This is a genomic window from Nocardiopsis quinghaiensis (assembly GCF_008638365.1).
Lineage (GTDB): Bacteria > Actinomycetota > Actinomycetes > Streptosporangiales > Streptosporangiaceae > Nocardiopsis > Nocardiopsis quinghaiensis.
Window position 1 is genome coordinate 166,985 of record NZ_VWVU01000001.1, and the last position, 21,136, is coordinate 188,120.

Sequence of the window (21,136 nt, forward strand, 5' to 3'; positions counted from 1 at the left end):
TTATCGACCGGTTGGCACCCCCCGCCAACAGGTCCGACGGGAGAAACACATGCTGAAGAAGACCTTCGCCGCCAGTGCCATCGTCGCCGCCGCCGCGGGCGTCCTGTTCACCGGTACTCCGGCCATGGCCGACAGCAACGTCTTCACCTCCGGCAACGGCTCGATCCTCGGTGGTAACCAGCTCGTCGCCAACCTGGACGTTCCGGTCAACGTCTGCGGCAACGCCATCGCCGTCCTCGGCGTCGCCGGGGCCAACTGCGTCGACTCCGGCGCCACCGTCAAGCACTAGCGGAGGCGGTACCGACCGCTCCGGCGGGGCCGGGCGGCGGGAGCCGGCCGGAGACGCCCCGGTCGAACCGCACCACCCGGAAGCCGCGAGTTCCACGCGCGAGGCGCCATTCCGTGACGACGGGGTGGCGCCTCCGCCGTGTCGGGGCGGGCGGCGGTCCCCCCGACCGGACACAGAAGGAGACGCGCAGTGCTCAAGAAGACGCTCGCCACCGGTGCCGTGATCCTCGCCTCCGCCGGGGTCCTCCTCGCCGCCGCGCCGGCGGCGGCGAACGTCGGCACCTGGACCTCCGACCACGGATCCGACCTCAGCGACAACCTGGCCTACATCAACGGCGTCCAGAACGAGAACACGGGCTGCGGCAACTCCAACGCCGTCCTGGGCAAGTCCCTCGCCTCCTGTTTCAACTCCGGGGTGATCATCCAGAACTAGGGCGTCCTCCGGACTTCGCCCCGGGCGGGGGCGGCCGAGGAGGCCGGAACCTGGGGGGCGGACACACCGTGTCCGTCCCCACGCGCGTGTCCGGGGGCGGGGCGGCGGGGCACCGGTCGGGGAGGGCTATCGTGTGCTCAGGCGTCACGTCAAGGCAGGATTCGGACGCACCAGAGGCACCGCACCACGAGGGGGCACGTACATGGAGACGACGCAGGGACGCCCTGCCCGTCTACGGGTCGGAGTCATCGGCCCCGGCCGGGTCGGTTCCGTCCTCGGCCGGGCCCTCGGCCGGGCCGGGCACAAGGTCGTCGCCGCCTCCGCGGTCTCCGAGTCCTCCAGGGAACGCGTCACCGACCGCCTGCCCACCGCACGCGTCCTCGAACCGGCCCAGGTCGCCGAGGCCAGCGACCTCGTCCTGATCACCGTCCCCGACGACGCCCTGCCCGACCTCGTGGAGGGCCTCGCCTCCACCGGAACCGATCTGCGCGGCAAGATCGTCGTCCACGCCAGCGGCGCCCACGGCTACGGTGTCCTCGCCCCGGCCACCGTCATCGGAGCCCTTCCGCTCGCGCTCCACCCCGCCATGACCTTCACCGGCCGCGACGAGGACGTCGACCGTCTGGCCAGCTGTGCCTTCGGCGTCACCGCACCCGAGCAGCTGCGCCCCATCGCCGAGGCCCTCGTCGTCGAGATGGGCGCCGAACCCGTGTGGATCCCCGAGGACAAGCGCACGCTCTACCACGCGGCCCTCGCCGGAGGCGCCAACCACCTGGTCACCCTGGTCGCCGACAGTGCCTCCCTGCTCGCCTCCGCCGGGGTCCCCGAACCCGGCCGCGTGCTCGCCCCCATGCTCAGCGCCGCGCTGGACAACGCCCTGCGCCTGGGTATCCACGGCCTGAGCGGGCCCGTCCTGCGCGGTGACGCCGGGACCGTGGCCGGACACATCGAGCAGTTGCGCGAGAACGCGCCCGAGAGCGTGGCCAGCTACGTCGAACTCGCCCGGCTCACCGCCGACCGCGCCATCAACGCCGGGATGCTCAAACCCGAGGACGCCGCACGCCTGCTCGACGTCCTCCGCCGCTGAGGCCCGTCCACGGCGTACCCGGCCGCCGCCCGCGCCCAGAACACCACCACGGGAAACCACCGATGACCGAACCCGCACCGCAGCCCGCGCCCACCGGCGGCCCCCACGTCACGCACACGCCCGACGAACTGCGCGGAGCCCTCGCCGACGCCGGACGCGTCGCCCTCGTCCCCACCATGGGCGCCCTGCACGGGGGCCACCGCAGCCTCATGCGGCTGGCGCGGGAGCGGGCCGACACCGTGGTCGTCAGCATCTTCGTCAACCCGCTCCAGTTCGGCCCCGGCGAGGACCTCGACCGCTATCCGCGTGACCTGCCCGGCGACACCGGGCTGTGCGCCGAGGAGGGCGTGGACGTCGTCTTCGCCCCCACCGCCGAGACCATGTACCCCCTCCCGCAGATGATCACCGTCGACGCCGGCGCCATGGGCGAGCGGCTCGAAGGCGCCTCCCGTCCCGGACACTTCACCGGGGTCCTCACCGTGGTCGCCAAACTGTTCGACCTGGTCCGCCCGGACTCCGCCGTCTTCGGGGCGAAGGACGCCCAGCAGATCGCCCTCGTCCGCCGCATGGTCGCCGATCTCAACATGCCCGTGGAGATCGTCGGCGCGCCCACCCTGCGCGACCCCGACGGCCTGGCCTCATCGAGCCGCAACGTCTACCTCTCCGGCGCCGAGCGGGCCAGCGCCCTGTCCCTGTCCCGTGCCCTGACGGCGGGCCGCAGCGCCGCGGCCGACGGCCCCGACGCCGTCCGCGCCGCCGCGCGGAACGTCCTGGACGAGGCCGCCGGGGCCGAGCCGCCCGTCGAGCTCGACTACCTCGCCCTGGTCGACCCCGCCACCTTCGCCGACGCCCCCGCGGACCACGAGGGTGAGGCCGTCCTCGCCGTCGCCGCCCGTGTGGGCACGACCCGACTCATCGACAACGTGTCGGTGACCCTGTAGCCGTGCCCGGTCCCCGACGCGCCCGGCTCACGACGCGGCCGCGTCGCGCACCTGCGGCGCCCCGGAAAAGAGAACCCAGATGAGCACACCCACCCAGACACGGCTCGACGCACCCGGACCCGGGTGGACCGTCGAGGCCGACGTCGCGGTCGTCGGCTCGGGCATCGCGGGCCTGAGCACCGCGCTGCGCTATGTCCAGCGCACCGAGCGCGGCCGTGTCGTGCTCGTCACCAAGGACCGGTTGTCCACCGGCTCCACCGCCTACGCCCAGGGCGGGATCGCCGCCGCCATGGCCCCCGAGGACGGGCCCGTCGCCCACATGGTCGACACCCACCTGGCCGGGGCGGGCCTGTCCGACCCCCACGCCGTCAACGTCCTGGCCACCGAGGGACCCGACGCCCTGCGCTGGCTCATCGACCTGGGCGCCGAGTTCGACCGCACCGACGACGGCGGCCTCGCGCTCACCCGCGAGGGCGGCCACCGCGCCGACCGCGTCGCGCACGCGGGCGGCGACGCCACCGGCGCCGAGATCCAGCGTGCCCTCGTCGCCGCCGTCCTCGCGGAGGAGCGCATCGAGGCCATCGAGCACGCGGTCGCCCTGGACACCCTGCACGACCCCGGCACCGGAGCCGTCAGCGGCGCCACCCTGCACGTCATGGGCGAGGGCGCGCGCGACGGCGTCGGCGCCGTCCTCACCTCCGCCGTGGTCCTGGCCACCGGGGGCATGGGGCAGATCTTCGCCGCCACCACCAACCCGCCCGTGTCCACCGGTGACGGCCTCGCCCTGGCAGCCCGTGCCGGGGCGCGCCTGCGCGACCTGGAGTTCATCCAGTTCCACCCCACCGTGCTCTGGCTCGGCCCCGAGGCGCGCGGCCGCCAGCCCCTCGTCTCCGAGGCCCTGCGCGGCGAGGGCGCCTACCTCGTGGACGCCGAAGGCGACCGCGTCATGGAGGGCGTCCACGAACTGGCCGACCTGGCCCCGCGCGACGTGGTGGCTCGCACCATCGCCCGCACCATGGCCGAGCAGGGGGTCGACCACGTCTACCTGGAGACCCGTCACTTCGGCCGGGCCACCTGGGAGAGGCGCTTCCCGACCATCCTCGCCTCCTGCCGCGAGCACGGCGTCGACCCGCTCGCCCGGCCCATCCCCGTAGCCCCCGCCGCCCACTACGCCTCCGGCGGCGCCGAGGTCGACATCGACGGCCGTACCTCGGTCCCCGGCCTGTGGGCCGTCGGCGAGGTCGCCCGCACCGGGGTGCACGGCGCCAACCGGCTCGCCTCCAACTCCCTGCTGGAGGGACTGGTCTACGCGGACCGGATCGCCGCGCGCCTGGCCGAGGCGGCCCCGCCCCGGCCCGCGCGCGGCGTCGCCTCCGGGACCGTCACACCGCTCGCGGACCCCGCCGTCACCGTCCGGGTGCGTACCCTGATGTCACGCCACGCCGGGGTACTGCGCACCGGTGAGGGGCTGGCCGAGCTGACCGCCGAACTCGACGCCCTCGCCCACCCGGCCTCCCCCGTTCCCCCCGACGTGGCCGCCTGGGAGACCGCCAACCTGCTCACCGTGGCCCGGCTCGTGGCCGCCGCCGCACTGCACAGGACCGAGAGCAGGGGCTCCCACCAGCGCGCCGACCACCCCGAGCCCCGGCCCGGATCCCGGATCCGGCCCGTCGTCGTCCGACTGGAAGGGAACACCGCCGTGACCACCGACGAGGACTGGACACCCTCCCTGCCGCCCGCGCTCGTCGCGGAGCTGGACGCCATCGCCTTTCCGCTCGCCGGTTCGGGCGCGGGGGCGGATCCGGACTCCCGCGCCGAGTTCACCCTTCCGTACACCGCGCCCTCCGCGTCCCACGTGGACCTGGTCCGCCGAGCCCTGTCCGAGGACCTCACCGCCGGTCCGGGCATCGACGTCACCACCGTCGCCACGATCCCCGCCGACCAGGTGCGCACCGCGCACGTGGTGGCCCGTGCGGACGGTACCGTCAGCGGTCTCCCGTTCGCCGAGCTCGTGTTCTGGCTGGTCTGCGACGGCGCCCTGGAGACGCACCGGACCGTGGAGGACGGCGCCGCGGTCAAGCGCGGCGACGTGCTGATGACCGTCAACGCCCGCACCCGCGACCTGCTCACCGCGGAGCGGACCGCTCTGAACTTCCTCACCCACATGTCCGGAATCGCCACCGCCACCCGCGCCTGGGTGGACGCCGTGACCGGGACCGGCGCCCGGATCCGCGACAGCCGCAAGACCCGGCCCGGGTTGCGCGCCCTGGAGAAGTACGCGGTGCGCTGCGGTGGCGGGGCCAACCACCGCTACGGCCTCAGCGACGCCGGACTGGTCAAGGACAACCACGTGGTCGCCGCCGGGGGCGTCGGCGAGGCGGTCCGCGCCGTCCGCGCGCGCTTCCCCGACCTGCCCCTGGAGGTCGAGGTGGACCGGACCGACCAGATCGAGGACGCCATCGCCGCCGGCGCCGAGGAGATCCTGCTCGACAACTTCACCGTCGAGCGCCTCCGTGAGGCGGTCGCGCTGGTCGCGGGCCGTGCACGGCTGGAGTCCTCCGGCGGACTGACCCTGGACGTGGCGGGCGAGGTGGCCCGCACCGGGGTCGACTACCTGGCGGTCGGCGCACTCACCCACTCCAGTCCGGCACTGGATATCGCACTCGACCTGTTGTGAATGCCCCGGTTGGTGGAAGATTCCCTGAGAACACACCACTTCGACCACGGATGAGGCCCCCAGCATGCTGCTCGCGATCGACGTCGGTAACTCCGAGACGGTGTTCGGTCTCTTCGAATCCGACGATCTTCTCGAACACTGGAGGGTGGGAACCGACACGCGCCGGACCGCGGACGAGTGGTCCGTGGTGCTGAGGGGCCTCGTCGAGGGCAGCAGCCTGGACGGACCGGGCGAGATCGACGGGATCGCCATGTGCTGCTCGGTGCCGTCGGTACAGCACGAGATGCGTGACATGTTCCGCCGCCACTTCGGGGACATCCCCGCCGTGATCGTCGAACCCGGCGTCAAGACCGGTGTGCCGATCCGGATGGACAACCCCAAGGAGGTGGGCAGTGACCGGATCGTCAACGCGCTGGCCGCCACCCACCTCTACGGCGGCCCGGCGGTGGTGGTGGACTTCGGCACCGCGACGACCTTCGACGCCATCAGCGCCAAGGGGGAGTACGTGGGCGGCGCCATCGCCCCGGGTATCGACATCTCCGTGGACGCCCTGTCCCGGCGCGGCGCCCAACTGCACATGGTGGAGATCGTCAAGCCGCGTTCGGCCATCGCCAAGAACACCACCGAGGCGCTGCGCTCGGGCATCGTGTTCGGCTTCGCGGGCCAGGTGGACGGGATCGTGGACCGCATGGTCGCCGAGCTCACCGACTCACCCGACGACGTGACGGTGGTCGCCACGGGAGGGCTCGCCTCCACGGTCGTCGGCGAGTGCGAGACCGTCGACCTGCACGAGCCGTGGCTGACCCTCATCGGCCTGCGACTGGTCTTCGCGCGCAACGTCGGCTGACCCGGACGACCGGATCCGGGGCGGGGGAGTCCCCGCCCCGGATCCGGGCTCAGCCGGACGTGGTGGATTCGGACGCCTCCGACGGGGCGTGGCCGGCCCGGAACAGGTCCGGCTCGATGTAGACCAGCGTGGCGATGGGCACCGCCGCGCGGATACGGTCCTCGGCCTCGTTGATCGCCCGCGTCACGCGGCCCGCGTCGTTGTGGGCGTCCACGGCGACCTTGGCGGCCACCAGCAGCTCCTCGGGGCCCACATGCATGGTGCGCATGTGGATCAGGCCGTCCACGTCCTCGACCGACTCGATGGCCCGGCGGATCGCCTGGACGTTCTCGCTGGTCGCGGACTCGCCGATCAGCAGGCTCTTGACCTCGATGGCCAGCACGATCGCGATGACCACCAGCAGGACGCCGATGGCGGCGGTGCCCAGGCCGTCCCACACGCCGTTGCCGGTGATCAGGGTCAGGCCGACGCCGAGCAGGGCGAACACCAGGCCGACCAGCGCGCCCGCGTCCTCCAACAGGATGACGGGCAGCTCCGGGGACTTGGAGCGGCGGATGAACTGCACCCAGCTCGCGTTGCCGCGGACCGCGTTGGACTCCTTGATCGCGGTGCGCATGGCGGCCGACTCCAGCGCGATCGCGACCAGCAGCACGGCCACGGGCACCCACTGCCAGCTCGTGATGGGCTCGGGGTGGGAGAGCTTGTGCCAGGCCTCGTAGAGGGCGAACAGGCCGCCGATGCTGAACAGCACGATCGCCACCATGAACGAGTACACGTAACGCTCGCGGCCGTACCCGAAGGGGTGTTCCTCGGTGGCGCCCCTGCGGGCCCGCTTGCCGCCGATGAGCAGCAGGGCCTGGTTGCCGGAGTCGGCGACCGAGTGGATGGACTCGGCCAGCATCGACGACGAGCCGGTCAGGGCGTAGGCCACGAACTTCGTCGCGGCGATTCCCAGATTCGCGCACAGGGCCGTGACGACGGCCTTCGTGCTTCCCTCAACACTCACCAGTGGTCCATCTCTCGGTAGGTACTGCGTCCTGGTCGGAAAACGCCGTCCGGGGGCGTACATGGCGCATACGTGCCCTGTTGGGCAGCGCAATCCTAGTGACAGCTCTCACCCCGGACCGATCCCGAGCCCCCCGACTCCGGTTTCCCCGCGGTGCCGGGTGGGGCCGGTGAACCGGTCGGCCGGGCACCGGGACGCCGGTAGGATCGTGCGCGTGAACCACGCGCACGACGACACCTACGACGACCTGCCCGAACAGATGCGGGTCCGGCGACAGAAGCTGGACCGGCTGCGGGAGGAGGGCACCGACCCCTTCCCCGTGACCTTTCCGCGGACGACGTCGATCGGAGCCGTGCGAGACAAACACCAGGGACTGGAACCGGACACCCACACGGGTGTGGAGGTCTCCGTCGCCGGCCGCGTCATGCTCTACCGCACCGGCGGCAAGCTGTGCTTCGCGACGCTGCGCGACGAGACCGGCGACGTCCAGATCATGCTCTCCCTGGACCAGGTCGGCAAGGAGCGCCTGGACGCCTGGAAGGCCGACGTCGACCTCGGCGACCACGTGGGCGTGGAGGGCGAGGTCATCACCTCCCGCCGCGGTGAGCTGTCGATCCTGGTGCGCGGCTGGACTCTCACGGCCAAGTGCCTGCGTCCGCTGCCGGAGAAGCACAAGGGCCTGACCGACCCCGAGGCGCGGGTGCGCCAGCGCTACGTCGACCTCATCGTCAACCCCGAGTCCCAGCAGATGGTGCGCCGCCGGTCGGCCGCCATCCGGGCGATCCGGGAGGGGCTCAACTCCCGCGACTTCGTCGAGGTCGAGACGCCCATGCTGATGCGGGTGCACGGTGGCGCCACGGCGCGCCCGTTCGTCACCCACATCAACGCCTACGACATGGACCTGTACCTGCGTATCGCTCCGGAGCTGTCGCTCAAGCGGCTGGTGGTGGGCGGCCTGGAGAAGGTCTTCGAGATCAACCGGAACTTCCGCAACGAGGGCGCGGACTCCACGCACAACCCCGAGTTCACGATGCTGGAGTTCTACCAGGCCTACGCCGACTACAACGTCATGGCCGACGTCACCAGGAAGCTCGTCCAGGAGGCGGCGCGTGCCGTGTTCGGCTCCACGGTGATCGAGAGGGACGGCCGGACCTACGACCTGGGCGGGGAGTGGCCGCAGGTCACCCTGTACGGCGCGGTCTCCGAGGCGCTGGACGTCGAGGTCGGCCCGCGGACCCCGATCGAGGAGGTCCGCCGCCTGGCCGACACGCGGGGCGTCGAGTACAGCCCCGACTGGGGCCAGGGCAAGCTCGTCGAGCACCTCTTCGAGGAGCTGGTGGAGCACACGCTCGTCCAGCCCACCTTCGTGCGGGACTTCCCGGTGGAGACGAGCCCGCTCACCCGCCAGCACCGTGAGGACCCGCTGCTCACCGAGAAGTGGGACCTGATCGGCTTCGGTATGGAGCTGGGCACCGGTTACTCGGAGCTGGTCGACCCGGTCGAGCAGCGCGAGCGCCTCACCCGGCAGTCGCTGATGGCCGCCGAGGGCGATCCGGAGGCGATGCAGCTGGACGAGGACTTCCTGCGGGCGCTGGAGTACGGCATGCCGCCGACCGGCGGAGTGGGCGTCGGCATCGATCGTCTGCTCATGGCCTTCACGGGGAAGAACATTCGGGAAACTGTCCTTTTCCCGATCGTGAAGCCCTCCGGGGACTGACCCGGATCGCTGTGGCCCTGGATTTACCGGGGACATAAGAGGCTCATCCGGATGTCCGAAAGACAGAACGGGGCCGTCGTACCCACCGTGCGGCGGCCCCGTGGTTCGCGGCCGGAATACGGGGCGGACCACGGAACACGTCTCACCGGACGGACACAGGACGCGAACCCGCGGCCAGAGGTGGGTGACCCGCGCGACAGGCCGGTGTTTTCGCCGACTACCGGGCGTCGTGAGCCGACTTTCCCTGGTGGAGATTGTTCACGCAGGTCAGTGTGGCTGAGGAATTTTCCCTTCCGTAACATTGTCACGGAAGGAACCAACATAACTACACATGGTGATTTATTGGGCCTTGACGGTATCATCTCGGCCGCCTAGCGTGCTGAGGGCGGGCCGAGGCCCGTGAGTTTGCCGAAGTGGAACGAGAACGACGGTGAGTGGGGACCAGGGCCGCCATGAGGTGGCCCGTCGGCCCCGCGCGCATGTGCGCCCTCGGTGGAGTCTGTCCGTCCCAGACCCCAGCGAACCGGCCCTGCGACCCGTGCACCCACCTTCGACCCCTGTGCCAGAGGGGTTCGCGGGAAATCTGTGGTGCGCGGCGTACTCCGTCACACCGGTTGGCAGGGGTGGCCCCTCGCATCCGGTGTGCTCGTGTCCACCAGGTGACGAGTTGATGTTCCGCACTCACATGGATGAGGGAGGACGGAGTGGAACAGGCCACACTCGTACGACGCACCGCTGAGGACCAGGGCGCTCTTCGGACCAGGGAACACCGGGAGAACGTGGTTCCCCTTCAGGCCCGCCCGCGTGAAACGGCTGTGAACAGCCCCTACGCGCCGGTGGAACTGAACCACGAGGATCTCGAACTGCTCGCCGAGATCGCCACCGGGGTCACCACAGAGGTGGCCGCACGGCATCTCGAACTCAGCGCCAGGACCCTGCGCCGCCGCATCCGCAACATCTGCGACGTGCTCGGCGTGAACACACCCATCGAGGCGGTCGTCTGGGCCGCACGGCGCCAGCTCATCTGAGAGGGCCCGGCGGGCGGAGACGACCGCCCGCACGGGCCGCGTGCGGCCCCCACCGGAGGAAGAGCGCTCCGGTGGGCGGTGCGGGCGCGGCCCCACCCCACGGCACCTACCGGAGACTCCGGTGGGTGCCGACGTGTTCTCCGGCCCGGTTCGCGCCCGCACGGCGCCCCCGGGGCGGAGCATGGGCATAGTCTGGTCCGGCTATGCCCGTTCGCCATGTTCACGTGCGCCGAGCCAGGACGCGCGACGTCGCCCACATCCGCCGGCTCGTCGACACCTACACCACCGACCGGCGCGTGCTCTCCAAGAGCACCGTCAACCTCTACGAGGACATCCAGGAGTTCTGGGTGGCCGAGGCGGAGGCCGTCCCCGACGCGCCCTCCTCGGGCCCGGTCCCCGCGAGGAACCCCCAGGACGCCTCCGCCGCCGGTCCGGAGCCGGAGCGCCGTGTGGTGGGCTGCGGGGCCCTGCACGTGCTCTGGGAGGACCTGGCGGAGGTGCGCACGGTCGCCGTCGACCCCTCCCTGCGCGGGGTCGGCGTCGGGCACCGGATCGTGGCGGAACTGCTCGACACAGCGCGTGAGTTGGGCGTGCGCCGTGTGTTCTGTCTGACATTCGAGACCGGTTTCTTCGCCAAACACGGCTTTGCCCAGATCCAGGGCACGCCCGTGTCCTCCCGTGTGTACGAGGAACTCCTGCGTTCCTATGACGAGGGAGTCGCCGAATTCCTCGACTTGGAGCGGGTTAAGCCCAACACTCTCGGGAACACCCGCATGCTTGTGTACCTCGACGAGGCAACGCGAACCGCCCACGCCTAAAGGTTTTCGCGCGTACCCGGAGATCCGGTTCCCTTACGAAGCCCCGCAGTGCCAACACGGGTGCCCGCAGCGGTACGCGCTTATGCACAACCGGATGGTGGGGGAGCCGAAGGGGGCGGGTAATGTGTCCGTGTACGAGGGGAGGCTCTCCCGCGCGTTGAACTGACGGTGACGAAGGGTCGCGATTCAGGCCCACCGGGACCGTGTTCCCGCCGGAGGCGTACGGGGGCGCCGAACGCACGACCGGACATTGGCCACCACCGGGTTTGCCGGGGGCCGCCCGGGTACGTCCAGTGTCAAACCGGAGGCAAACGATGTCTATGATGTCGGGTATGTGTTTGCCCGGGTACCCGGCGGTCATCCCCCAGGAGCGAGCCGACACTGAGTCGGGTATTTGCTGCAATAAGTAACAACCAGGAAGGGTGGACCGCTTCGATGGGTGACTTTTTGTCATCGGTGCTTCCCGCCGGACTGATCGACGTATTGTCGGCGCTCATCCCGCCAGTGGTTGTCGGCGCGGTCTTCTGTACCTTCATCGTCCAGCTGCTGCGCAAGGAGATGGCGCCCCGGAGGATGGACGGAAGCCTGGTCAGCAAGGACGAGGCGGCCACGGGCGCGGATGGTGGCAAGGACCTCGGCGCCGACGGGGAGACCGGGGCCGCTGAGGGTACGCCGATTGTCCGAGACGGGGAACGCACCGAATCCGACGGTCGTTGATACGGTACTTGACCGATCACGGGCTCCGCGGCGTCCTGACCAGTCGCCGCACACGTGCGTGGGCCATCCCGCCGACCCGCGCTGCTCAGGCGAGCCCCGAAACCCGACACCGGATCCGGGTGATTTCGGGCACGCCGGGAATTGTCTTCTGCGTTCTCGCGAGATAGCTTTATATTCAGGTGTGGAGACACCGCTCTTCTGAAAGGTTTGAATCCATGGCACAGAAGGTCCAGGTTTTCCTGGTTGACGACCTCGACGGCGGCGAGGCCGAGGAGACGGTGACGTTCGGTCTGGACGGCTCCGTGTACGAAATCGACCTCAGCGCTGGTAATGCCGCCAAGCTCCGCGAGGCCCTTACTCCGTTCGTCGAAGCCGCCCGCAAGGCCCCGGCCAAGGCGTCCCGTGGTACGGGCCGCAGGGGCACCAGCCGGAATGCTCCCAGCCGTGAGCGCAGCGCCGAGATTCGCGCGTGGGCGAAGGCTGCGGGCAAGCCCGTCAATGAGCGCGGCCGTATCCCCGCGGCGATCGTCGCCGAATATGAGGCCGTCAAGGGTTAGGTTTGCCGATGGCCCCCGTCCGCCGGAATGTTGTCAGGTCTTGATCGGATTATGATCAGAGCTCGCCGGGGGACGTCCGAACCCGACCATCCCGGGCCGTACGCGGCCCAGTGACACGGGGATGCCAGGGGATACGACGGGTCCATCGAACATCGGCTGAGGACGGGTTCCCGACAGATGTCGGAGGTGGCCGGCTCTCACGGCTTGCGGGTCTCCGCCGCCACACCCACGTGGTGGGCCGGACGGCGAGGCCCGGCGGAACCGGATGTCCGCCGAACCGCCGCGACACCGTGGTCACGCGCCGACCGCACGCCCGGTCGAGCACACGGGCGGAACCGCCACGCGTTCCCCGTTCCCGCGGAGGCCCTCAGCTCCCGGTCCCGCGGCCCCGAGAGTCGCGGGCCCGGGACCGCCTCCCGCGAGCCCGGCCGATCCGGGGGCGCACATTTCATGCTTTCCCCCACCGGCCGACCCAACAATGCCGCCCTGTTCGCTCAGGGCCGAAAAGGCTTACACGCGTGTGGCCCGGGCACTCTCACCCACGAGAGCGCCCGGGCCGTTCGCCTTCGGCGTACAGGGAAATCTGACGCGGCAATTGGTAGTTGGATGTGGATGAACGCCCTATCGTCGGGGAAAGTCTCTGGCACGGGCGGCCTCGGCCGCCGGTGTGGAGACGTCCGTCTGGTCGGCCTCCGGTCGACCGTTCGGACGGGTGCGACAGTGCTCCCCGGGGCGGTTAATCCCTGTGGGGCCGATATGCGGAAGAGTTGGGTCGGAGTGAACCGTCCCTGCCTGACCGCTCTGTAGAGGAGCGACGAGACATGTTCGAGAGGTTTACCGACCGCGCGAGGCGAGTGGTGGTTCTGGCCCAGGAAGAGGCCAGGATGCTCAACCACAACTACATCGGTACGGAGCACATCCTGCTCGGCCTCATCCACGAGGGTGAGGGCGTCGCCGCCAAGGCTCTGGAAAGTCTTGGTATCAGCCTCGAAGCGGTTCGGCAGCAGGTCGAGGAGATCATCGGTCAGGGCCAGCAGGCGCCGTCGGGGCACATTCCCTTCACCCCGCGTGCCAAGAAGGTCCTGGAGCTGTCGCTGCGCGAGGCGCTTCAGCTCGGCCACAACTACATCGGGACCGAGCACATCCTGCTCGGCCTGATCCGTGAGGGCGAGGGCGTCGCCGCCCAGGTGCTGGTCAAGCTCGGCGCCGACCTGAACCGCGTGCGCCAGCAGGTCATCCAGCTGCTGCACGGCTACCAGGGCAAGGAGCCGCAGGCCACAGGGGCCTCCTCCGAGTCCACCCCCTCCACCTCGTTGGTGCTGGACCAGTTCGGTCGCAACCTGACCCAGGCTGCCCGGGAGAGCAAGCTCGACCCGGTCATCGGTCGGGACAACGAGATCGAGCGCGTCATGCAGGTGCTCTCGAGGCGTACCAAGAACAACCCGGTCCTGATCGGTGAACCCGGCGTCGGCAAGACCGCCGTGGTCGAGGGCCTGGCCCAGAAGATCGTCAAGGGTGAGATCCCCGAGACGCTCAAGGACAAGCAGCTGTACACGCTGGACCTCGGTGCCCTGGTGGCGGGCAGCCGCTACCGCGGTGACTTCGAGGAGCGCCTCAAGAAGGTGCTGAAGGAGATCCGCACCCGGGGCGACATCATCCTGTTCATCGACGAGCTGCACACGCTGGTCGGCGCGGGCGCGGCGGAGGGTGCCATAGACGCCGCCTCCATCCTCAAGCCCATGCTGGCCCGGGGCGAACTGCAGACCATCGGTGCGACCACGCTGGACGAGTACCGCAAGTACCTGGAGAAGGACGCCGCCCTGGAGCGGCGCTTCCAGCCCATCCAGGTGGACGAGCCCTCCATCAAGCACGCCATCGAGATCCTCAAGGGCCTGCGCGACCGCTACGAGGCCCACCACCGGGTCTCCATCACCGACGGGGCCCTGGTGGCCGCGGCGCAGATGGCCGACCGCTACATCAGCGACCGGTTCCTGCCCGACAAGGCCATCGACCTCATCGACGAGGCGGGCTCGCGGATGCGCATCCGCCGGATGACCGCTCCGCCGGACCTGCGCGAGTTCGACGAGAAGATCGCGGGGGTGCGGCGCGACAAGGAGTCCGCGATCGACGCGCAGGACTTCGAGAAGGCGGCGTCGCTGCGCGACGACGAGAAGCAGCTGCTCAACAAGAAGGCGCAGCGGGAGAAGGAGTGGAAGGCCGGCGACATGGACGTCGTGGCCGAGGTCGACGAGGAGCTCATCGCCGAGGTCCTGGCCGCCTCCACCGGCATCCCGGTCTTCAAGCTCACCGAGGAGGAGTCCTCCCGGCTGCTGCGCATGGAGGACGAGCTGCACCGGCGCGTCATCGGCCAGGAGGACGCCATCAAGGCGCTCTCCCAGGCGATCCGCCGTACCCGCGCGGGGTTGAAGGACCCCAAGCGTCCGGGTGGTTCGTTCATCTTCGCCGGTCCGTCCGGTGTGGGTAAGACCGAGCTGTCCAAGACCCTGGCCGAGTTCCTGTTCGGGGACGAGGAATCGCTGATCCAACTGGACATGTCCGAGTTCATGGAGAAGCACACGGTCTCGCGGCTGTTCGGCTCCCCGCCCGGATACGTCGGTTACGAGGAGGGCGGCCAGCTCACCGAGAAGGTGCGCCGCAAGCCGTTCTCGGTGGTCCTGTTCGACGAGATCGAGAAGGCCCACACCGACATCTTCAACTCGCTGCTCCAGGTCCTGGAGGAGGGACGTCTCACCGACGCCCAGGGTCGCAACATCGACTTCAAGAACACGGTCATCATCATGACGACCAACCTGGGTACGCGGGACATCTCCAAGGGCGTGGCCATGGGCTTCGCCAAGGAGGACGACGCCAACACCAACTACGAGCGGATGAAGGCGAAGGTCAGCGAAGAGCTCAAGAACAACTTCCGACCCGAGTTCCTCAACCGTGTGGACGACGTCATCGTCTTCCACCAGCTGACCGAGGACGAGATCTTCCAGATCGTCGACCTGATGATCTCCAACCTCGACACCCGCCTCAAGGAGAGGGACATGGGGATCGAGCTGCGGCCGAGGGCCAAGAAGCTCCTGGCCGAGCGCGGGTTCGACCCGGTGCTGGGAGCCCGGCCGCTGCGCCGGACGATCCAGCGCGAGATCGAGGACCAGCTGTCGGAGAAGATCCTGTTCGGCGACCTCAAGGCCGGTCAGATCGTCGTGATCGACGCCGAGGGCGAGGGCAAGGAAGCCAAGTTCTCCTTCAAGGGTGTGCCGAAGCCGGCCGAGGTGCCGGACACGCCCGAGGTCGAGGAGTCGGCCGCCGGCAAGCGGGAGTAGCCGCTCCGCCGGTCCGCGTCCGAGACGGGGGCATCCCTTCGGGGGTGCCCCCGTCGGCGTTGGGCCGTTAGTGTGCGAGCGTGACTCATCCAGATCCCCGACAGCACGGTCCGTGGCAGGCGCAGGGACACCACCCGCAGCCCGGACATGTTCCCCCCGGCCCCCAGCAGGGCGGGGGAGCCCCGCGGCCCGGTCACTACGGCGCGCCCCCTCCCGGGGGGACGCCCCCCGCCGGTCCTCCGGGCGGGATGCCTCCCGCGGGCCCGCAGGGGCCCTACGGGCCTCCCGGCGCCTACCCGCACCAGCCGCCGCGGAGGAGGAGCGGTGCCGGGACCAGCCTGATCATCGGCGCGGTGCTCCTCGTGCTCGTCCTCATGGTGGGCGGCGGGGCCGTGGCGTTCCGGACGCTCTTCCCGGGCGGTGCGGGCACCACCTCCGCTGAGGGCATCGGTACGGTCCGCCACTTCACGGACCTGTCCGCCGACCACGTCGACGAGGGCGAGACCGTCGAGTACGACGTGTACCCGCCCGCGGGAGGGCCGCACTACCCCGTCTGGCAGGACTGCGGGATCTACGAGGAGCCTCTGCGCTCGGAGTACGTCGTGCACTCCCAGGAGCACGGAGCCGTGTGGATCACCTACGGCCCGGAGCTGTCGGAGACGGACGTCCAGATCCTGCACGGCTACCACTCGCCCGGCGACTACCTGGTGATCAGCCCCGCGGAGGACCTGCCCGCCCCGGTGGTGGCGTCGGCCTGGGGCTCCCAGATACACCTGGAGGACCCCGCGGACCCGCGCCTGGCCGAGTACCTCACGGAGTACGTGCGGGGGGAGAACACCCCCGAGCCCGGTGCCGCGTGCAGCGGCGGCCGCTCCGACACCGGTGCCGCCGATGCCGGTACCGCCGGGGTCGACGCCTCGGAGTTCACCGGCTGACAGGGCCGGTCAGCCGGGGAGGGCGTACCGGCCGTCGTCGAGCGGGTCCACCAGCCCGTCGGACACCAGCGCGTCCAGAGCCCGTTCACGCTGGATGCCGTCGTCCCAGACGACGTCCAGCGCGTCCTTGGGCACCGGATGGGCGGAGTCGCGCAGCACGGCCAGCAGACGTCCGCGCACCTGCCGGTCGGTGCCCGCGTAGGTCTGGCCGCGTCGGGGCGGCCCGTCGTACGCGGGCTTGCCCGCGATCCGCCAGGCGCACCGGTCGGCGATCGGGCAGTCCGCGCACGCGGGTGCCCGGGCGGTGCACACCAGCGCGCCCAGCTCCATCACGGCCACGCCCCAGCGGGCGGCGACCGAGGGCGTGGGCGGCAGCAGGGACTCGGCGAGGGCGGTCTCCGCCCTGGTCTGTGTTTTCGGCGGGTACTGGATCCCTGTTTCGGCCCTTGCGAGGACACGTCGAACGTTGGTGTCCAGAATGGCGTGCCGCTGTCCGAATGCGAAGCTCGCCACCGCCGCGGCGGTGTAGGCACCGACGCCGGGCAGGGAGAGCAGGGTCGCGTGGTCGTCCGGGACCCGGCCGCCGTACTCCTCGGTGATGGCCACCGCGCACGCGTGCAGGCGCAGTGCGCGGCGGGGGTAGCCCAGCCGGTTCCACATGCGCACGGCCTCGCCCGACGGTTCCTCGGCCAGGTCGGCGGGGGTGGGCCAACGCTCCATCCAGGCGCGCCAGGCGGGCAGGACCCGCACGACGGGCGTCTGCTGGAGCATGATCTCGCTGACCAGGATCGACCAGGCGGAGGCGTCCGGCCGCCGCCAGGGAAGGTCGCGGGCGTTGGTTTCGTACCACGCCAGAACAGCGGTGCTGTAAGGGTTATCGCTCATCTTTAACTGGGAATCGGCGGGTTGAGTAGGTGGGGTCCGCATAAAAACGCAATACTACGGCGCATGGCGTCAAGTACCGGACATCCAGGAGCCGTCAGCCGTGAGACCTACTGGAGGCGGCGTGCCTTCGTGTTGGCCGGGATCATGCTGGCGCTCGCGATCATCGTGTACGCCTGCCGCCCCTCCGGAGGGGAGAACGGCGATCCGAGCCGGTCGGACGCCGGGGTGGGTGGACAGGCATCCCCCAGTGTCGCACCTTCGGAACCCTCCGAGGCCGAGAGCGGGGAGCCCGGATCCGGGGCGTCCGACGGGGCGGAGGAGAGCGCCGAGCCCTCGGAGGGGGCCGGAGAGGGCGCCGAGGGCGCCGAGGGCGACGAGGAGTCCGGCGGGGGAGCGGCCGGTGGCGGCGGGTCCGCCGCCGGCGGCGCGCTGCCCGCTCCCGAACGCCCCGAGGACCACTGCCGCCCGCAGGACGTCGTGGTCACCTTCGAGTTCGCCGAGGAGGACCAGCAGGTCTACGGCGCGGGGGTCAGCCCGGAGTTCAGGGTCACGGTCGTGAACACCAACGAGCAGACCTGCACCGTGGACGTGGGGGGCAAGGCCCTGGAGGTCCGCCTCCACTCCGGTGACGACAGGATCTTCTCCACCGCCGACTGCGTGAAAGGCGAGGGCGCCGATGAGCGCCAGCTCAGCCGGGGCGTTCCGTACGAGCACACGGTCGCCTGGGAGCGCGAGCGCTCCTTCAAGGACTGCCGGGACGGCACCTCGGAGGTCAAGCCCGGCTGGTACCGCGCCAACCTGCACGGGGAGTACGTCGGGAACCAGTCCGAGCTGGTCTTCCAGCTGAAGTCCTGACCGGGCCGACTGGGCCGGGAGCGCGAGCCGCTCCCGGCCCCGCGACATGTCAAGAGGGATTCCGTCCTTTACGCCGCCACGGTCGGAGGATAGCCTTCCTGTTATTGGGAGCGCTCCCAAGCGGGTGCTCCCATCGGGGGCACCCGCTCTCGGCGCAGGGTTCCCGCAGGGAGCCGGTCCCCGCCGCCCGGTGCCGTGACCGGAGAGGCGCGCCGGCCCGCCACGCCGGTAACGTGTGCGGCCAGCACACCAGGAGGGCGCGACATGCGTTACCGGGGACCGGCGGAACTGGCCGTCGTCCGCCACGGCCAGAGCAGGCTCAACGCGGCCCTGGCCGCCGCCGGGCCCGACGGCGGCAGTCTGGACGCGGACGGCCTGCCCGCACGCGACGCCGACGTGGACCTCACGCCGTTGGGCGGGGCACAGGCCCGCGCGGTGGGCTCGGGCTGGCTCGCGGGCCTGCCGGAGCACCGCGGGCCCGGTGTCGTCTTCTCCTCCACCTACCTGCGCGCCCGCCGTACCGCCGAACTGGCGCTGGACGCGGCCGGCGCCGACCTGCCGGTGCACCTGGACGAGCGTCTGCGAGACCACGACACCGGTCCGTTCGGCTTCATGACGCGGGCCATGGTGCGCGAGTACGACCCGGAGGAGGTGCCCCGGCGCCTCGCCGACCGCATGCACCACCGCCCCGAGCGCGGGGAGTCCCTCGCCGACGTCCTGCTGCGGCTGCGCTCCTTCCTGCGGGACGTGTGCGCGGAGTACCCGGGCGAACGGGTGCTGCTGTTCACCCACGAACCGGTCGTGGTCCTGCTCCGCGGTGCCCTGGAGGGCCTGTCGGAGGACGAGATGTGGCGGATCAGCGGGGAGGAACCCGCGGGGACGGCCTCGGTCAGCAGGTGGACGGCCGACGCCGCGGGTGACCTGCGGCCCGACGGCTACGGGATCGTGACCCATCTGGCCGGGGTGGGGGAGGGGGTCCGGCGAGTCCGGATGTAATTCGCTTTCCCGGCGTTTCACTCCGTATTCGGACAGGGCCGGAACCCGGATGATCCGAGTTCCGGCGACCTCACGCATTATCGGAAACTTTTTGTGCTGATTCGATTACTATGCGTGGTGACCCTTGGTTCCACACATCTGGAGTCCCTCATGAAGCGCACCGTTCCGTCCCTGGCCGCCGCTCCCGTCCTCGCACTGGCACTCATCGCTCCCGTGCACGCGGCCGAGGCCGGACAGGCCTCCCCCCTGATCTACGTCCTGAGCGTCCGGGACGTCTCCAGCGGCGGGACCAAGGCGATCAGCCTGCAGTGCGCTCCCGCCGGCGGCACACATCCCCGGGCCGAGGTGGCCTGCGAGACCATCGCCGAGGGCGGCTCGATCACGGACGCCAAGGGAGCGGGCGGCGACTGCCCGTTGATCTACGACCCCGTCGTCGCCACGGCCTCGGGCGCGGAGGACTACCAGCGGGAGTTCCCCAACGACTGCGTGCTCGAGAGCGAGAAGGGCGCGGTCTTCGACTTCTAGGGAGCGTCCGCCACGACCTGGGGGCACGGCGGGACGGGGCCCGGGTCCGCGTACCCGGACCCCGCCGCGGTCCTCCCGGCCCCGGTTCTCAGTCCCCGTCCCGCGGAGCGCGTGCCCGCCTGGGCCGCTTGGCCACCCTGGCCAGGGCCTCGCTCAGCTCCTCCACCTCGTGGGTCCGGATGCCCGGGATCGGATCGCCGAAGTGCTTGGGCACGACGGCCTCGGTGAACCCGAGCCGCTGCGCCTCGGCCACCCGGCGCCGTACCCCCGTCACGGTGCGCACGTCGCCCGCCAGGCCCACCTCGCCGATCGCGATGAACCCCGCCGGCAGGGCCACGTCGTTGTTGGAGCTGGCCGCCGCCATCGCCAGAGCCAGGTCCACGGCCGGCTCGGTCAGCTTCACACCGCCCACCGTGGACGCGTACACGTCCATGTTGGCCAGCCGCATTCCGGTGCGCTTCTCCAGCACCGCCAGGATCATGTTCACCCGGGAGGTGTCCAGGCCCGAGGTGGCGCGGCGCGGAGCGGGCAGCGGGCTGGTGGCCACCAGCGCCTGCACCTCGGTGATCAGCGGGCGCCGTCCCTCCATGGTGACGGTGACGCACGTGCCCGGCACCGGGGCGGTGCGCTCGGTGAGGAACAGCCCGCTCGGGTCGGGCAGGCCGACGATGCCGCTCTCGGTCAGTTCGAAGCAGCCGATCTCGTCGGTGGGCCCGTACCGGTTCTTGACCGCGCGCAGCAGTCGCAGCTGGGAGTGGCGCTCGCCCTCGAAGTGCAGCACCACGTCCACCAGGTGCTCCAGCATGCGGGGGCCGGCGATGGACCCGTCCTTGGTGACGTGGCCGACCAGCACGGTGGCGATCCCGCGCTCCTTGGCGGTCTGGATCAGCGCACCGGCCACCTGCCGGATCTGGGTGACGCCGCCCGGCACGCCGGCCGCCTCGGGGGAGACCATGGTCTGCACCGAGTCCACGATGAGCAGCCGGGGAGCGACCGCGTCCACGTGGCTGACGAGGGAGGCGATGGAGGTCTCGGCGGCCAGGTACAGCTTGTCGGAGAGCGCGCCGAGCCGCTCGGCGCGCAGCCGCACCTGACCGGCCGACTCCTCGCCGGTCACGTACAGCACGGGGCCCTCGGCCGCCCGCATCGCGGCGACCTCCAGCAGCAGGGTGGACTTGCCCACGCCGGGCTCGCCCGCGAGCAGCACCACGCCGCCCGGGACCGCGCCGCCGCCCAGGACCCGGTCGAGCTCGTCGACGCCTGTGGGGACGGCCTCGGCGCTCTCCACGCTGATCTCGGTGATGGGCCGGGCCCGGGAGGTGACGGGCGCGGGTGCGACGGCGGAGGGCGCGGGGGCGCCGGCCTCCTCGACCGTGCCCCATGCCTGGCACTCGCCGCAGCGGCCCACCCACTTGAGGGTGCTCCATCCGCACTCCACGCACCGGAACGTGGTCTTCGCTGCCTTTGCCATGATCGCAACGCTAGCGGCTAC

At 70.8% G+C, this 21,136-nt stretch carries 19 protein-coding genes; 16 read left to right on the plus strand and 3 right to left on the minus strand.

What is annotated here, in order from left to right; genetic code table 11:
* The first annotated feature begins 49 nt into the window (after positions 1-49).
* The 6 genes from FYX01_RS05530 (at position 50) to FYX01_RS05555 (ending at position 6,273) form a co-directional block, all read left to right on the plus strand.
* Positions 50-289 (plus strand): chaplin family protein, encoded by a 240-nt coding sequence (locus FYX01_RS05530; RefSeq protein ID WP_150238202.1) that lies wholly within the window; start codon positions 50-52, stop codon positions 287-289.
* A gap of 189 nt (positions 290-478) precedes the next feature.
* A complete protein-coding gene (locus FYX01_RS05535) occupies positions 479-721 on the plus strand; it encodes a hypothetical protein (RefSeq protein WP_150238204.1) in 243 nt (80 codons plus the stop codon).
* Positions 722-923: 202 nt separating this feature from the next.
* The gene (locus tag FYX01_RS05540) at positions 924-1,808 is read left to right on the plus strand and encodes a Rossmann-like and DUF2520 domain-containing protein (protein ID WP_150238206.1); all 885 of its coding nucleotides are present in this window, start codon (positions 924-926) and stop codon (positions 1,806-1,808) included.
* Between the two features lie 62 nt (positions 1,809-1,870).
* Positions 1,871-2,749 carry a pantoate--beta-alanine ligase gene (gene panC / locus FYX01_RS05545; RefSeq protein WP_150238208.1) on the plus strand — a complete coding sequence of 293 codons (879 nt, stop codon included), beginning with the start codon at positions 1,871-1,873 and terminating at the stop codon, positions 2,747-2,749.
* A gap of 79 nt (positions 2,750-2,828) precedes the next feature.
* On the plus strand, positions 2,829-5,426 hold the full coding sequence (locus FYX01_RS05550) for an L-aspartate oxidase (RefSeq protein ID WP_150238210.1): 2,598 nt from the start codon (positions 2,829-2,831) through the stop codon (positions 5,424-5,426).
* 64 nt (positions 5,427-5,490) lie between these two features.
* Positions 5,491-6,273: a type III pantothenate kinase gene (locus FYX01_RS05555; protein WP_150238212.1), complete on the plus strand. Its 783-nt coding sequence runs from the start codon at positions 5,491-5,493 to the stop codon at positions 6,271-6,273.
* A gap of 49 nt (positions 6,274-6,322) precedes the next feature.
* On the opposite strand, the gene FYX01_RS05560 is transcribed toward FYX01_RS05555, so the two are convergent.
* A complete protein-coding gene (locus FYX01_RS05560) occupies positions 6,323-7,279 on the minus strand; it encodes a cation diffusion facilitator family transporter (RefSeq protein WP_150238214.1) in 957 nt (318 codons plus the stop codon).
* 214 nt (positions 7,280-7,493) lie between these two features.
* Here FYX01_RS05560 and lysX point away from each other — a divergent pair, with 214 nt between their 5' ends.
* The 7 genes from lysX (at position 7,494) to FYX01_RS05595 (ending at position 16,383) form a co-directional block, all read left to right on the plus strand.
* Complete coding sequence (gene lysX, locus FYX01_RS05565; protein ID WP_150238216.1) at positions 7,494-8,996, plus strand: bifunctional lysylphosphatidylglycerol synthetase/lysine--tRNA ligase LysX; 1,503 nt, start codon at positions 7,494-7,496, stop codon at positions 8,994-8,996.
* A gap of 704 nt (positions 8,997-9,700) precedes the next feature.
* Entirely contained in the window at positions 9,701-10,024 is a 324-nt protein-coding gene (locus FYX01_RS05570; protein ID WP_150238218.1) for a helix-turn-helix domain-containing protein, read from the plus strand.
* A 203-nt stretch (positions 10,025-10,227) separates the two neighbouring features.
* Positions 10,228-10,842: an amino-acid N-acetyltransferase gene (locus tag FYX01_RS05575; protein ID WP_150238220.1), complete on the plus strand. Its 615-nt coding sequence runs from the start codon at positions 10,228-10,230 to the stop codon at positions 10,840-10,842.
* A 435-nt stretch (positions 10,843-11,277) separates the two neighbouring features.
* The gene (locus FYX01_RS05580; RefSeq protein ID WP_150238222.1) at positions 11,278-11,559 is read left to right on the plus strand and encodes a hypothetical protein; all 282 of its coding nucleotides are present in this window, start codon (positions 11,278-11,280) and stop codon (positions 11,557-11,559) included.
* Between the two features lie 215 nt (positions 11,560-11,774).
* Entirely contained in the window at positions 11,775-12,116 is a 342-nt protein-coding gene (locus tag FYX01_RS05585; RefSeq protein WP_077693055.1) for a histone-like nucleoid-structuring protein Lsr2, read from the plus strand.
* An 821-nt stretch (positions 12,117-12,937) separates the two neighbouring features.
* Positions 12,938-15,448 carry an ATP-dependent Clp protease ATP-binding subunit gene (locus FYX01_RS05590; protein WP_150238224.1) on the plus strand — a complete coding sequence of 837 codons (2,511 nt, stop codon included), beginning with the start codon at positions 12,938-12,940 and terminating at the stop codon, positions 15,446-15,448.
* 248 nt (positions 15,449-15,696) lie between these two features.
* Positions 15,697-16,383, plus strand: coding sequence for a DUF3105 domain-containing protein (locus FYX01_RS05595; protein WP_150238226.1), 687 nt, complete (start codon positions 15,697-15,699; stop codon positions 16,381-16,383).
* A gap of 9 nt (positions 16,384-16,392) precedes the next feature.
* Here the strand turns inward: FYX01_RS05595 and FYX01_RS05600 are convergent, their stop codons facing one another.
* Complete coding sequence (locus FYX01_RS05600) at positions 16,393-17,268, minus strand: HhH-GPD family protein (protein ID WP_150238228.1); 876 nt, start codon at positions 17,266-17,268, stop codon at positions 16,393-16,395.
* Positions 17,269-17,412: 144 nt separating this feature from the next.
* Between FYX01_RS05600 and FYX01_RS05605 the strand changes: the two genes are divergently transcribed.
* The 3 genes from FYX01_RS05605 to FYX01_RS05615 all read left to right on the plus strand — a co-directional run bounded on the left by FYX01_RS05605 (position 17,413) and on the right by FYX01_RS05615 (position 19,644).
* The gene (locus FYX01_RS05605) at positions 17,413-18,123 is read left to right on the plus strand and encodes a hypothetical protein (protein WP_190394214.1); all 711 of its coding nucleotides are present in this window, start codon (positions 17,413-17,415) and stop codon (positions 18,121-18,123) included.
* Between the two features lie 264 nt (positions 18,124-18,387).
* The gene (locus tag FYX01_RS05610) at positions 18,388-19,119 is read left to right on the plus strand and encodes a histidine phosphatase family protein (RefSeq protein WP_150238232.1); all 732 of its coding nucleotides are present in this window, start codon (positions 18,388-18,390) and stop codon (positions 19,117-19,119) included.
* Positions 19,120-19,269: 150 nt separating this feature from the next.
* Positions 19,270-19,644, plus strand: a complete 375-nt coding sequence (locus FYX01_RS05615) for an SSI family serine proteinase inhibitor (RefSeq protein WP_150238234.1) — start codon at positions 19,270-19,272, stop codon at positions 19,642-19,644.
* 88 nt (positions 19,645-19,732) lie between these two features.
* On the opposite strand, the gene radA is transcribed toward FYX01_RS05615, so the two are convergent.
* Entirely contained in the window at positions 19,733-21,115 is a 1,383-nt protein-coding gene (gene radA / locus FYX01_RS05620; protein WP_150238236.1) for a DNA repair protein RadA, read from the minus strand.
* Positions 21,116-21,136 lie beyond the last annotated feature (21 nt).

Excerpts from the sequence above, each read along its gene's own strand:
- radA (WP_150238236.1), bottom strand. The coding sequence starts at position 21,115 with ATGGCAAAGGCAGCGAAGACCACGTTCCGGTGCGTGGAGTGCGGATGG.
- FYX01_RS05555 (WP_150238212.1), top strand. The coding sequence starts at position 5,491 with ATGCTGCTCGCGATCGACGTCGGTAACTCCGAGACGGTGTTCGGTCTC.
- FYX01_RS05580 (WP_150238222.1), top strand. The coding sequence starts at position 11,278 with ATGGGTGACTTTTTGTCATCGGTGCTTCCCGCCGGACTGATCGACGTA.
- FYX01_RS05615 (WP_150238234.1), top strand. The coding sequence starts at position 19,270 with ATGAAGCGCACCGTTCCGTCCCTGGCCGCCGCTCCCGTCCTCGCACTG.
- FYX01_RS05575 (WP_150238220.1), top strand. The coding sequence starts at position 10,228 with ATGCCCGTTCGCCATGTTCACGTGCGCCGAGCCAGGACGCGCGACGTC.
- panC (WP_150238208.1), top strand. The coding sequence starts at position 1,871 with ATGACCGAACCCGCACCGCAGCCCGCGCCCACCGGCGGCCCCCACGTC.
- FYX01_RS05595 (WP_150238226.1), top strand. The coding sequence starts at position 15,697 with ATGCCTCCCGCGGGCCCGCAGGGGCCCTACGGGCCTCCCGGCGCCTAC.
- FYX01_RS05590 (WP_150238224.1), top strand. The coding sequence starts at position 12,938 with ATGTTCGAGAGGTTTACCGACCGCGCGAGGCGAGTGGTGGTTCTGGCC.
- FYX01_RS05540 (WP_150238206.1), top strand. The coding sequence starts at position 924 with ATGGAGACGACGCAGGGACGCCCTGCCCGTCTACGGGTCGGAGTCATC.
- FYX01_RS05600 (WP_150238228.1), bottom strand. The coding sequence starts at position 17,268 with ATGAGCGATAACCCTTACAGCACCGCTGTTCTGGCGTGGTACGAAACC.
- FYX01_RS05610 (WP_150238232.1), top strand. The coding sequence starts at position 18,388 with ATGCGTTACCGGGGACCGGCGGAACTGGCCGTCGTCCGCCACGGCCAG.
- FYX01_RS05530 (WP_150238202.1), top strand. The coding sequence starts at position 50 with ATGCTGAAGAAGACCTTCGCCGCCAGTGCCATCGTCGCCGCCGCCGCG.
- FYX01_RS05585 (WP_077693055.1), top strand. The coding sequence starts at position 11,775 with ATGGCACAGAAGGTCCAGGTTTTCCTGGTTGACGACCTCGACGGCGGC.
- FYX01_RS05605 (WP_190394214.1), top strand. The coding sequence starts at position 17,413 with ATGCTGGCGCTCGCGATCATCGTGTACGCCTGCCGCCCCTCCGGAGGG.
- FYX01_RS05550 (WP_150238210.1), top strand. The coding sequence starts at position 2,829 with ATGAGCACACCCACCCAGACACGGCTCGACGCACCCGGACCCGGGTGG.